The sequence below is a fragment of the Mangrovibacterium lignilyticum genome, from assembly GCF_010882175.1.
GTDB classification, from domain to species: domain Bacteria; phylum Bacteroidota; class Bacteroidia; order Bacteroidales; family Prolixibacteraceae; genus Mangrovibacterium; species Mangrovibacterium lignilyticum.
This window is the reverse complement of record NZ_WKLH01000001.1, coordinates 199,865-213,258: the sequence shown is the minus strand read 5'-3', so window position 1 is coordinate 213,258 and position 13,394 is coordinate 199,865. Positions and strand designations below refer to the sequence as shown.

Here is a 13,394-nt window from a genome sequence, read left to right as displayed (position 1 = left end):
ATGAAAAAATATTTGCTATTAAGTATGGTGTTTTTACTGTTGTTCTCGTGTAACGACCCATATGAAAATGACAATTTTGTGGTGTACAATTTATATCCGGCTGCTACTTACCTGGAAACTCGTCAGGATGAATTTTCATCATGGATTGAGATTCTGCAGTATGCCGACATGTACAACGCAATAAACCAAGCCAGCAAAACCTTTACGCTGTTTGTTCCGGATAACGATGCTGTAGCTGCTTTTCTCGAAAAAAGAGGACTGTCTGCGGTGACGGACATGACCAAATCCTATGCGAAAGCACTGGTTAAGTATCATGTTATTGAAGGAGAAGTTTCGCAAAAAGAGTTTTTACTTGGAGGAAAGCTAACACAAGCAACAATTTCGGGTGATTATCTTTCTGTTTCATTCGACGACAGTGATACTTCGGAAGGTGGTATTAACTCGGTTTACGTTAACGACGAAGCGCTTGTTAATGAGTTTGCCAACGAAGTAACCAACGGCTATGTATATACTTTAGATGATGTTTTAACACCGTTGGTTGAAACCGTTTACGATCGTTTGGTTGAAAATGCCGATTATTCAATCATTAAGCAAGCCGTTGAAGCTACCGGCTGGGACGAAACGTTAAGCACTGTTTACGACACGGTTCAGAATGAATACGGCGGATCGACAGTTGTAAAGAAAAACTACACTTTTTTCCCGGTTTCAGATGCAACTTTCGGAAACGACGGAATTTCAACAATGGCAGATTTAGCCGGCATGGTTGGAGCCTCCAGCGATTATGAAAATCCGGAAAATGCCCTTTATCAATATGTCGCTTACCACATTGTTTCATCCACGAAATATATCGAAGACCTGTATACATTTTCTGATGGGGATTCTACTGCGATCTGGAGTACACTCGCTGACAAACAAGTTCTGTCGACTCATGACTTTGATGGTATGTACTACGTGAATTATGACGATGCTACTTCAACAGGCATTGGCCTTGTTGACGGAAAAACAGACAACCAGGCTAAGAATGGGGTATTGCACGAAGTCGACAATTATATGCCGGTTTTCTCGCCAAGTCCGATGACCATTATTTGGGATCCGTGTGATTACGATGATGTTGCCTCGTTTGTAAATGCTTATGGCGCCGACAACGGATTGGGTGATATCTTTCAGACGGCTCAAGGTTCTGAGTATTGGATTTCATTCACGGAAGAAGCTGTGACCAGTTACACCTGGAAAGAATACAGTACAGCGGCCAGCTACCCTCATTTAGGTTACCTCGTTACCAAAACAAGCGATGGTGGTGCAACAAATTCCTACGGAGCTTTAAACCACGACATGTTAATTGTCAACTTGGGGTATTTGGGTAATGTGAGTATGCAAACACCGGTTGTGTTGAAAGGGCGCTATAAGGTTGAATTGTTCTACGCCAGCGCTGGTTCTTTGGCACCATTTGTTTCCGGCGGTAGTCTGTGTAAAGTTTCCATGGACGAAACGGACAATGAAGTTTACGTGTACGACGGAGCAAACGCATCTGTTGGAATCTATGACATGGTTTTATTTGATGAGGTTGATTTTGATGTTACAGATTCTCATCAATTTAAAATCGTCTTGCTGGATTCAAGAGCAACCAGTCACGACAAGTATCGTTTGCAATTGGATTACATCAAATTTACTCCTATTAACGAATAATGTATAGGTTATGAAAAGAAGTTATTTATTTACAATAGCTGCAGTAATTATGCTGTTATCCTTCTCTTGTTCTGAGAAATGGGATCAGCACTATTTGCCCAGCGATAAAGAGGTTAACAGCGACTTAGTTGAAGTTGTTGATATGTCTGCAGAAGAATACATTCAGTCCACCGCTGATTTAAGTGAAATAGCAGACCTGTTCACCAATCAGGAAATCTTCACACGTTTAGAAGGAAAAGATCAACAATTCACCGTTTTTGTTTATTCAAACAGTGTGATGAGCGGGGCTCAAATTGATGAACCGGATTTCTTTGCCGAAACGTGTGTCAGTGATTTGGCATTTACGCCGACCAAATTGGTTGATGGCTTGTCCATTCAAATGTGGAACGGTAAATACCTGGAAGTTTCGGTTGAAAAAACAACCAGTACGACCGACTATTTCGTTGCAGATTCTCGTATTGCGAAGATCATTCAAGTAAACAACGGGTACGTGTATTTGATGAGCGATGCAATTTTTGCACCGAAATCACTTTATGAAGTTTTAAACAGCTTAGGGCCCGATTACTCCGCGTTTAAGGAATTGGTATTTAACTACGAAGAACGTGTTTTTGATCGCGATAACAGTGTTCCCGTTGGTGTTGACAACACTGGTAATACGGTTTACGACTCTGTTTTTGTAACCAAAAACTTGTTGATGGACCGCTACAGTTCAGGTGGATCTGAGACTTGGACGATGCGGTCTGAGTTTTACGCTTCAACCATGTTAATTCCTAACAACACCTTGGTTGAGGGAGCTTTGAGCAAAGCCTACCAGGACGTTCGCGATGCATTGAACCGCGAACCGAATGCAAACGACTCCCTGAAGTTCGAGCAGTATATCATTAAATCGGCATTTTACGATTATGTCGTAAGTGCGGATAGCCTGGACGGGGTCACTGATATTTACTCTGTTTCCGGATATATTGAAGGCGAATCGGCTTCAACACCGGGAGTTCAATGGAGACCTTCTGTACAGAAAGTAAATACAGCTAACCCACTTACTTTAAGTAATGGTGTAGCCTATTATACAACGGCTTTAAAAATTCCGAATAATGTGGTGATTCACCGGATTAAAAACCGCTTTTACATTTGGGAGTATTGTAACGAGACCGAAAAGGCCGAATACTATAAATGGGTTGGATTAGGTGATATTTCCATTACAGACGACGGAGGTTTTGGACCTTTAGGACCTTGGCCATTTGTACCCTACAAAACTGTACGGGCTTGGCCTACCGATGAAGCGAAGGCTAGCGAAAGCGTCTGTTCTGTTGAGTTAACTGGTATTTCATTGAAGGAAGATGGTACTGTTGCGGTAGTCATGGTTCCTCCTGGTGAATACCACTTAAGAATGGGATTTAAGTCGAACAAATTTCCTCATACATTCCAGATTTACTTTAACGATGAGCTCGTGAACGATAATATTAATCCCAATATTCACTATGACCGTACCGGCTTAGGTTATGCGGAAGGTTATGTTCCGGCAGATTGGGCCGCAGTTTCAAACAGATCATCTTATTACGACTGTGATGGTGCCGAGATTGGAATTGTAACTATTACGGGGACCGAATTGCAGCCCATCAAAATTAAAGTGTCGAGTGATGATATTGCAGCAATTGCTGCCAGCGGAAATACCAAAGGCAGATACCAACTCTACTGCTGGACATTGCGACCCACTGAGAATAATTATTAATGGATAAAGTATTGAATATGAGACATAGTAAAATAGCACTGACAATACTGTTCGTTTTATTAGTATTTGGATTGTCGGCACAGAATATTACAGTAAAAGGTAAAGTTACGGCTCCCGATAAGCAAGCTGTTCCTTCTGCTGTTGTTACAATCACCGGGACTGATGGGGTTGTGCAGACAGACGAAAATGGGGAATTTGAAGTCGAAGTAAGCGATCCCGAAGGAACAATTACAATTTCGGCTGAAGGCTTTTACTCCGTTTCGCAACCATTATCGGGGCGCGAAGATGTAAATGTTATTTTGATTGACTTGGCTAAGCCCAAGTACAATCAAGATTTAGTTTTTCCATTTCGGAATCTCTCGATGGCAGCACAGACCTCTGTGGCAAAGAATATTGGAGCCAAGGATATGGATCAGGTGCATACCATCGAAAATGCCATGCAAGGCGAAGTTGCAGGTTTGCGTGTGACCAATAAGAGTGGCATGCCTGGTGAAGGTTCGTATTTGAACCTTCGAGGAGTTCGCTCTTTGGTAAGTAATAATACTCCGCTGATTTTAGTCAATGGTGTGCCGTATTTACCAGATACGGAAGAATCTCCAATTATTGGCGGATATTCACGCGGAATCTTTGCCGGACTGAATGTTGCTGATATTCAGAATATCACTGTGCTGAAAGGTGCTGAAGCTTCTATTTACGGTTCAATGGGAGCCAACGGCGTGATTCTGATCGAGACCAATGGAGCTTCTCAATCTGATAAGCTGGAAACGCAAATTTCCCTGTCTTCTCAGTTCGGAGTAAACTGGAATGACAAAAGACTTCCTGTTATGGGGGGCGAAGAATATAAATCATATCTGACTGATATCGGTTTAACCTATTACGACAACATGGCTGATCTGGTTGAGAATTTTCCTTTCCTGATCGATGATCCTGATTACTATTACAACTACCTGTATAATAACAACACTGACTGGCAGGATGAAATCTATGCGCCATCAGTTGTTTCTAACAGTATATTGCGGGTTGAAGGTGGTGATGCTGTTGCGAAATACGATATCTCTTTAGGTTACATGAACGAAGGTGGTGTTGTTGATGGGACCAAACGCAGTCGCTACAATACACAAATTAATACCAGTATCAACATCAACCGTAAGTTAGAGTTGGTGGCAAGCATTGGGTTAGCTTATCTGCAGGCAGATTTACAGGAGCAAGGTTTACTTCCTGAAACGAACCCGGTATTAGTTGCTTATAGCAAAATTCCGATGCTTAGTCCCTATAAAAAGGATGCTAACGGAAATGTTTTGGCCGAGTATGATACTTATCGCTACGGTGTTAGTAATCCGGTTGCCATTAATAAAACTTTGACAGCCGAAGATCGTCAGCATAATGTGAATCTTCGTTTTGGAGCCAACTATAAGTTAGCAACTGACTTGTTGCTTTCGGGAACTTTTGGGTTGTACTACAACTACGATCAGGAAAAGATCTTTATTCCGGGACGTAGCAGCGCAACTATCGTTGCAATGAATAATGGTCTGGCCGAAAACACGGTTCGTTCAGGTGCCGGCGAGGTTAAAAATTTGTATTACAATGTAAACGCAAATTACAAGAAGCTTTTAGATTCCGGTAATTTACTGAATGTTTACGGTGGCTTACAAATGTTGACCAGTAAAAAAGAATATGATGCCGGATCAGGTTACAATACGGCCAACGACTTTTATCAAACGTTGGCTTTTGTAGAAAGCGGGACAACCAAATTCTATGGTTACATCAACGAATGGAACTGGATGAATGTCTATGCACACGGTGACTATACCATGAATAATCTGCTACGTGCTTCTGTCAATGTTGCTCTGGACGGAACTTCAGCCTCAGGTGTTGATGCTTCCAGATTAGGTGTATTCCCTTCCGGAGCTTTGACCTTCATGGCTAAAAACATGGAAAGTTTGGAAAACTCATCTTTCCTGAATAAACTGAATATTCGCGCTGAGTATGGTTTAACCGGTAACAGTCGCTTCTCATCGAACTACGGTAAAAACTACTATCAAAGTACACCATTCCTTGTATTATCAGGTATTGTACGTTCAAGTATTCCAAATACCAATTTGAAATGGGAAACGACCAAACAATTGGATTTGGGGGTTGACATGGCTTTGTTGAGAAACAGAATCGATTTGGGCGTGAATTATTTCAATGCTAAATCAACTGATGTATTATTTGCCCAGCCGGTATCTTCTGTTTTGGGAACATCAACCTACTATGATAATTCAGCAGAAATTTCAAACTCAGGTATCGAAATTGAATTATCGGCTGCCTTATTGAGAACGAAAGACTTTGAGTGGATCATTGGTGGAAACATCAGTACGTTGACCAACGAAGTTAAATCGTTAGGAAACGTTGATCAGTCAATCATGGAGTTGCCTGACGGAGCTGAGATTATTACGGAAGTTGGTGCAAATCCATATAGTTTCTATGGTTACAAAGCTGAAGGTGTTTTTGCATCACAAGCTGAAGCTGCTGCAGCTGACTTGACAGATTGGAGAGGTATCAACTACGAAGCAGGTGATGTCCGTTACCAGGATGTAAATGGCGATGGACTTATTGGCGATGGAGACAAGCAAGTTTTAGGATCTGCAACTCCTGACTTCTTTGGTGGTTTCAATACGTACATCCGTTACAAAAACTTCTCAGTGTCTGCTGAATTCACTTATTCATCCGGAAATGAAGCATACAACGCTAACCGTCGTACGATTGAAGCGCTGGATAATTTCAATAATCAATCGCGAGCAGCGGTTAATCGCTGGCAATTGGATGGTCAGGTAACAGATATTCCAAAAGCAGTTTACGGCGACCCGATGAATAACAATGCCTTTTCTTCTCGTTGGATTGAGGATGCTTCATACCTGAAGTTGAAGTATGTGACTTTTGCTTACGATTTTGACAATACCTTTTTGAAATTCTTCCGTTCCGGAACTGTTTACGTAACAGGTGAAAACCTGTTCACCTGGACAGATTATTTAGGACTTGATCCGGAATTTTCTTATTCGTACGAAGATGCTTTGCAAGGTGTTGACTACTCAAAAGTTGTAATCCCTCGTAGTGTGAAATTTGGTTTTAACCTGAAGTTCTAACCCGGGAATTTGAATTAATTGCAAAAGAATTGAATTAAAAATTTAATCTATGAAAAAGATATTCAAAAATATATTTGTCGTCTTGATGGCAATTTCATTCGCGGGCTGTGATAGTTATTTTAATTCCGACCCGTCTGATATCATCAACTCAGATGACTACATTGGTGCAACCAGTGAAATGTACTCCGGCTATTTGGGAATTATTTCCAAAATGCAGGCGGCCGGGGATCAAATGATCTTCATGTCTGATATTCGTGCCGATTTTTTGGAGCCAACGTCTGATGCTCCGGAAGATCTATGGCAGATGTATTACTACAACAATTCATCGACCAATGAATTTGCAGACCCTGTTGATATTTATGCGATCATCATTGCTTGTAATGATTACATGGAAAAGATGTTTGCTTACCGGGAAAAAATCGGTGATGCCATGGATAGTAGCACTGAAACGAATTATAAAGCATTAATTAGCGGTGCAATTCGGATTAAAGCATGGACTTACTTTAAGTTAGCGCAACTCTATGGTGAGGCCATCTATTTTGATGATCCGGTAACCGAGTTAAAAGACGTAACCGATGGAACTACTTTCGTACGTTTGAACAGCGTTGACGAGATCGTTGATAAATGTTTGGATTTAATCGATAACGGTGTAAACGGAATCGATGGTACGCTTGAAATGAATTGGGGAGACTGGCTTGATCCGGAAAATCCAACTGACGGGCAATATCAACACTGGAACTACATTACGCCGGACTGGTTGTGCTTACGTTGCGAATTGTTGGTAAATAAAAATGAAGGTTGGGCCTGGATCAAAGAGCAAATCTTGAGTCGTTTGGTTGAGACTTTCTATGAGGATCCATACCGGTATAGTTTGAATGCCGGCTGGACCAATAACTATTACCGTATTTTCGCTGAGGGTACGTATTATAGTCGCTCTTCTGTTTCGTCGATTATTTACGATTACACGAATAACCAGACCAACGACCTGATTACTTATTTTGGTCATCGGGCTCCGGCTCAATACCTGATTCGTCCGACAACTTATGCAATGAGTAAGTACAGTGACTCGGACAGACGCGGTCGCTATTGTAACTTCCTTTCACAAGACGGTGATACAGTCGTTGGTAAATACCATGCGAACTATCGTTGGAGACAGCCTTACCAGAGTGATGCCAGTATTCCGTTGTACCGCGGCCACGATTACCATTTTTGGCTGGCTGAAGCTGAAAATCACTTGGGAAAATACGAACCTGCAGGAACATTGCTCAATGAAGGTGTTGCCGGACGCTTTCCGGATCAGGGGGAGTTCGATAGAAATAACGATCCCGATCAGTGGGATGGCAGGTACCGAGACTTTTTACTACATCGCTCTTACAACAACATTGGTATTGAAGGTTGTGTAAACGGAGATTTTTTCGTTTTGTCGGATCCAACTGCTGAAGATTATAATTTGACAGAGGAAGAGCGTATCAAGGAATACGATTTGGCTCTGCTCGATGCAATGCTGTTGGAATACCCAGCTGAAGGACGTGTAATGGGAATGATGTACCGGATGGCTACACGCTACAATGATATGTCGATCATTGCCGATCGTGTTGTTCCTAAATACCCCGTTGCGATGCAGGATGAAATTCGTTCAAAAATCATGAATGGTGATTTCTTCATCAAGTGGGATTTATAAAGTAGAAGAATTCTGTTGCAAGTTGATTTGTGACTAATTGATAGTAGATTCCCCCGTGTTCCAATGTGGTTCACGGGGGATTTTCGTTTATAGCCGCTGACTGTTCATTGTTATAAAAAAGGAAATTTTTGAATGGAAAGATCTGTTCCGAAAGAAGCTTGATTACTTTTGCGGCTTTAAATCCTAAATCAACAAATTGCATATGAAGTCAGGAATTTTAGTGCGGGAAGCGTGTGTCGAAAGTTTGAGTGAATCGGTTTTGGCTGAAAAATGTGGCGCAAATCGGTTGGAGCTATGTGCTGATTTGGCGAGCGACGGTTTGACTCCATCAAAAGAACTGCTCAAATCTGTTCTGGAAACGGTCAATATTCCGATTAAAGTAATGATCAGGCCGCGAGGGGGAGATTTTAATTATTCCGATGCCGAATTGAAGCAGATGGAAGAGGAAATTGCCTACTGCAAGACCACCGGTGTTTTGGGTGTCGTTTTTGGAATAACAACTGATGAAAATGAGTTGGACATTGCAAAAATAAAGCACCTCGCGCAGCTGGCAAAACCAATGAATGTTACGGTTCATAAAGCGATCGATAGTGTGAATGATACCTGGTCTGATTTTCAGCGCCTGTACAACGAAGTTCCCGAGGTGGATGCAGTGCTGACCTCGGGAGGTGAACCAACAGCAAAAGACGGTGCTGCTTTGTTGCGAAAGATGACTGAGCTGGGTGGCGAAAAGCTGAAAGTGGTTGTAGCCGGCAAAGTAACGAACGAGAATATTGAAGATCTTCAAAAGCTGATTGGTTCAACCGAATATCACGGCAAGAAAATCGTCGGAGAGTTGCATTAAGCTCTTTTGGCAGCTGATCGAGGATCAACTAACAGCATAAAAAAAGGATTCAAACCGTGGTCTGAATCCTTTTTTTGTATCGTGTCCCTTCTACGGGAATTATCAGTCTGAATAAGCTTATACCAAGTCGAAGACTTTCGTATCGGCAGCTACCGTTTCGCCTACTTCAACGAAGATTTCGTTAACAGTACCGCCAACTTCAGCAGTAATGCTGTTTTCCATCTTCATGGCTTCCAAAACGATCACAACCTGACCTGCTTTTACAGAATCACCGGGAGTTACCTGAATGTCCAGAATTTTTCCCGGCATTGGAACAGTGACACCTGTTGTTGGTCCGGTTACTTTCGCAGCAGCTTTTGGTTTTTCCTGAACTGCTTTTGCAATTGGTTCTGAAACAATATCCATGATTACTGCTTCGGCAGCCATGTTCTCACCAACACCAACTACCAGGTTATTCACATAACCTTCGTGTGTTGAAGTAATGGTGTTTTCCATTTTCATGGCTTCAACAATCGCCACCGGCTGACCAATTTTAACGAAATCGCCCGGAGCAACCAGGTAATTCAATAAACGGCCGGGCAGGGGAGTAACAATGGTCTCTCCGCTGATCGTTTTGGCTTCAGCTTTTGCTGTTTTTGTAACAGTCTCAACTTGTGGCTCACTGGCTTTTTTTGCTTCCCAAGCTGCCTTTTTCACACCCATCAAATAACCTTTGGCTACCATTGGGAATAATTCGAGCAGTAGCACCTCTTCTTCATTTTCGGCCAATTTTATACCGCCAAATTCATCTAAAGTTGGGTTTGGCTGCATTTTGTAGGTCGACGTATCGAATGGGCGCTCATCGCGGTGACCACAGATTTTTTCGCGGAAATCAGGGTTTACCGGAATTGGAGTAATACCATATTCACCTTTAACCAAGCTTTTAAACTGGTTGGATACGTTGGTGTACATTGGTTTCCCGTTCTTAACATCCATCGCGCAGTTCACTGCTTGTGCACCTACGATTTGGCTGGTTGGTGTTACCAACGGTGGTAAACCGGCATCAATACGAACCTGAGGAATCAGCTTCATGGCATCTTCCAAAATATCTTCCGATTTCAACGCTTTCAGCTGGGCTACCATGTTTGTGTACATACCACCCGGTACCTGAGCTGTTTGAACCAGTTTGTTTGGTTTTGGGAAGTTGAAGTAAGCCTCAATTGCCTGACAAGCTGTTATCAAGGCATCTTCATTTCCTTTTTTACATGCGTCAATGGCTTTGTTGAACAGCGCATCGATTTCAGCAGGTAATGTATCTGTAAGCGGGTTGAAAGGATTTGGGAATTGTTTGCCAGCATCAATATCAGCCAATTCTTTACGAATGTTGACCAATTCTTTATTGATTTCAGCAACGGCTTCCATATTGATATCCAACTCAACACCTAATTTTTGACAGAACACGTAGATTAATTCAATCGCTGGTGCTGCAGGTCCGCCGGCAAAGGTCCAGATATTGGTATCAACGATGTCAACACCATTGACGATGGCAGCTAAAACAGCAGCTAGTCCGTACCCTGGCGTACAGTGTGTATGGAAATCAACCGGGATTTGCAGATTTTGTTTGAACTCAGAGATCAATTTGGCAACACGCATGGGCGGAATCAAACCACTCATGTCTTTGATTGTGATCATATCAGCACCCAATTTTTCCAAATCCTTCGCTTTGTTCAGAAAGTATTCGTCGGTAAAAACAGGTTTGAAAGCCGGTTCAGCCGCAGGGGCAGGAGCCTGGTCTTTCTTTCCGAATAATTTTCCCAGGAAGCCTTTTTTCTCTTCAACAGCAACTGGCTTTTCTTTTATCTCCGGTTCCGGATCAATGGTGTAACAAACGGCGCAGTCGGCGATGCCGCCGTGTTGTTTAACGTACTTAATAGTCGATTTTACGTTGTTGATGTCGTTCAGAGCATCGAAAATACGCATGATGCCTAAACCGGATTCAATTGCATGGCGGCTAAATCCGTCGATGATCTCGTCGGTGTAGGGCGTATAACCAAACAGGTTACGTCCGCGCGAAAGAGCAGTCAGTTTGCTGACATCACCAACGGCTTTTTTAATGGTTTGTAACCTTGTCCATGGATTCTCGTTCAGGTAGCGCATAACCGAATCCGGAACCGCTCCACCCCAAACCTCCATGGCGTAAAAGTTAGCTGACTTGTAAAATGGGAGAACTCTGTCAATCTGCTCCTGGCGCAGACGTGTAGCAAACAGTGATTGTTGGCCATCTCTCAGAGTCAAATCTCTTATTAAAAGTTTTTTTGACATAGTAAATTTTCAAAAAAGTTAATAATGAAGTTATAATTGTAACCTTGCGGTCTTTGATGCGGCTAAATTACGGCAATCAGCAGAATCTATTTATGACTTTTATGGACTTTTTTAATTGAAAGTTTTAAAATTTACACTGAGGAAATATTGAGGAATATCTTGTTTGAAATTGATAAATGTTCTTGAAATGAACAAATTGATATGTTTTGCAGCAGAGAATTGCTTGTTTGTCTCTTAGTTTACCCGAGTAGTATCAATTTGATTGTATTTATGTCATTTTTGTTTTATTTGGATTAATTATTGCGTTTTAAAAGATAAAAAGACAAAATAATCTTCTTTTTGATTCAGCGAAGCGTGGAATTGTCATTTGTACTTATGAGAACTAAAGTTCAATTTTTAATTGCTGGATGTGCGAAGGGAATATCGATCGTAAAACTTAAAAATGGTCGATTGTCAGGTTCGGTTTTCGGGAAACGAGTCGCCTGGTTGTTTTTACAATGTTAAGCAGGGGGGGCATGCAATAGGTTGACACCTCAAATGAGTCTTTCCTTGATCACTAAGAAATTTTTTGATCTATTGAACTTGCAACAAAAAAATAGACAGGGCGACATTCCATGTCAACAGGGACAAGATTTTGAGCAGGGCAGTACTAGCAGCAGGCAGCGAACAAAACGGAGAGCAGTCCGGCATTCGTTGATTTCAGCAACAAGCTCGTCCAGCAGTGAAACTGTCTGCCGACTGGAGCGTATTTCTGACTATGAAAGCGCTTATTATTTGTTTGCTTATTAGCTTGGGTTTTATGCCGGAAGTTACAGGGCAGGGGAAATTTAACTCTTTAAAATTTCGCAATTTTAAAATTGTGTCCAGGGGACTTAATATTGTGCCGATGGAGGAAACGCAACAGATCCTTTTTGTCGACTATAAAGAAGGTGTGGTAATCGATTTAGCGCAAAAGGAAATGTTGGGCGAAGATCGGGGAGACCAAAGCCGGTTGTCTTTCACAGGACTGGGATTGAACTGGTGTTTTGTGGATAGTATACTTCCCGATATGGTTTTTATCCCGGAGAAACAGAACCTGGACAACTGGCAAGAGATGATTACCATTCAACGCCTCGATGCGCAAGGACAAAAATCAAAGAAGCTGTACGACGAATTAGTCGGGATCAGGGAAGAACATTGTCCGGGAAAGTCGACATTCCGGCTAGTTGAAAATGAAAGGAATCGCCTGCTTTACCAATGTTCGAGTGAGGCATGTGGTTATTTCGAACCGCAAACTGCCATGGCAGTAATCCTCAGTCCTTCGCAACTTATCGTCGGGCAGTATACGCTTTGGCGCGTTGAGTACACCGTTAAAGGAAGTCAGCAGGAAGCCCGGTTTTCTGATGAGGTTTTTGCCTGGTTTCAGCATATTGAATTGCTAACCGGGAAAGATTTAAAAAATCAAGCCAAATAAATGCGGTCGGGCAGATCATTGTGTATAAAAACAAAGCCCTCCTGCGCGTTAGCGAAGGAGGGCGACGAGTTCTCCTATTTGAATGCTTAATCTTCCTCGTTAACCGGAATCAACTCATAGGTGTGTGTTGGTTTGTATTTCATGGTCCATAAAAACGGGAACAGCAAGAAGAGCCCGCCAATTATTGCTCCGGCATCGGCCTTTTCATTTCGCGAAAATGCCGTGTAAAAGTCGGCATAGCCTTCTTTAACGAGTTTTACATCGGTTGTGCTGCCAACAATTTTCGTGTCGCGATATTGATAGGGCGTTACTCCAGCAGATTCGCCGTTGAGATAAAGTTTCGCTCCCGGAGGATCCGAGATAATCATGGTTGTACTCTTGCATGAGGCAAATAGCATCAGGCCGGCCAGGAACACCGCAATTGTTTGGGTACTTCTTTTTGTTTTCATAGTGATGAAGTTTAATGGTTTGTGATAAAGGTTTTTTGGCGTGCTGTCCCTTTTGGCCATTTAACATGGCTTCGATGGCCTCTGTTGATGTTACGGCTTTTAGAACATACACGGCAGAAGTGTTTA

At 42.2% G+C, this 13,394-nt stretch carries 8 protein-coding genes; 6 read left to right on the top strand and 2 right to left on the bottom strand.

Annotated features, from left to right (window positions below):
• The 5 genes from GJV22_RS00750 (at window position 1) to GJV22_RS00730 (ending at window position 9,065) form a co-directional block, all read left to right on the top strand.
• The gene (locus GJV22_RS00750; protein WP_163707309.1) at window positions 1-1,686 is read left to right on the top strand and encodes a fasciclin domain-containing protein; all 1,686 of its coding nucleotides are present in this window, start codon (window positions 1-3) and stop codon (window positions 1,684-1,686) included.
• Window positions 1,687-1,696: 10 nt separating this feature from the next.
• Complete coding sequence (locus GJV22_RS00745; protein ID WP_163707307.1) at window positions 1,697-3,415, top strand: hypothetical protein; 1,719 nt, start codon at window positions 1,697-1,699, stop codon at window positions 3,413-3,415.
• Between the two features lie 17 nt (window positions 3,416-3,432).
• Window positions 3,433-6,540 carry a SusC/RagA family TonB-linked outer membrane protein gene (locus GJV22_RS00740; protein WP_163707304.1) on the top strand — a complete coding sequence of 1,036 codons (3,108 nt, stop codon included), beginning with the start codon at window positions 3,433-3,435 and terminating at the stop codon, window positions 6,538-6,540.
• 49 nt (window positions 6,541-6,589) lie between these two features.
• Window positions 6,590-8,221 (top strand): RagB/SusD family nutrient uptake outer membrane protein, encoded by a 1,632-nt coding sequence (locus GJV22_RS00735; protein WP_163707301.1) that lies wholly within the window; start codon window positions 6,590-6,592, stop codon window positions 8,219-8,221.
• Between the two features lie 202 nt (window positions 8,222-8,423).
• Window positions 8,424-9,065 carry a copper homeostasis protein CutC gene (locus tag GJV22_RS00730; protein ID WP_163707297.1) on the top strand — a complete coding sequence of 214 codons (642 nt, stop codon included), beginning with the start codon at window positions 8,424-8,426 and terminating at the stop codon, window positions 9,063-9,065.
• 117 nt (window positions 9,066-9,182) lie between these two features.
• On the opposite strand, the gene GJV22_RS00725 is transcribed toward GJV22_RS00730, so the two are convergent.
• On the bottom strand, window positions 9,183-11,366 hold the full coding sequence (locus GJV22_RS00725; RefSeq protein WP_205461708.1) for a biotin/lipoyl-containing protein: 2,184 nt from the start codon (window positions 11,364-11,366) through the stop codon (window positions 9,183-9,185).
• A gap of 886 nt (window positions 11,367-12,252) precedes the next feature.
• Between GJV22_RS00725 and GJV22_RS00720 the strand changes: the two genes are divergently transcribed.
• Window positions 12,253-12,819, top strand: coding sequence for a hypothetical protein (locus GJV22_RS00720; protein WP_163707294.1), 567 nt, complete (start codon window positions 12,253-12,255; stop codon window positions 12,817-12,819).
• Between the two features lie 86 nt (window positions 12,820-12,905).
• Here the strand turns inward: GJV22_RS00720 and GJV22_RS00715 are convergent, their stop codons facing one another.
• Complete coding sequence (locus GJV22_RS00715) at window positions 12,906-13,268, bottom strand: PEGA domain-containing protein (RefSeq protein WP_163707290.1); 363 nt, start codon at window positions 13,266-13,268, stop codon at window positions 12,906-12,908.
• Between the last annotated feature and the right edge of the window lie 126 nt (window positions 13,269-13,394).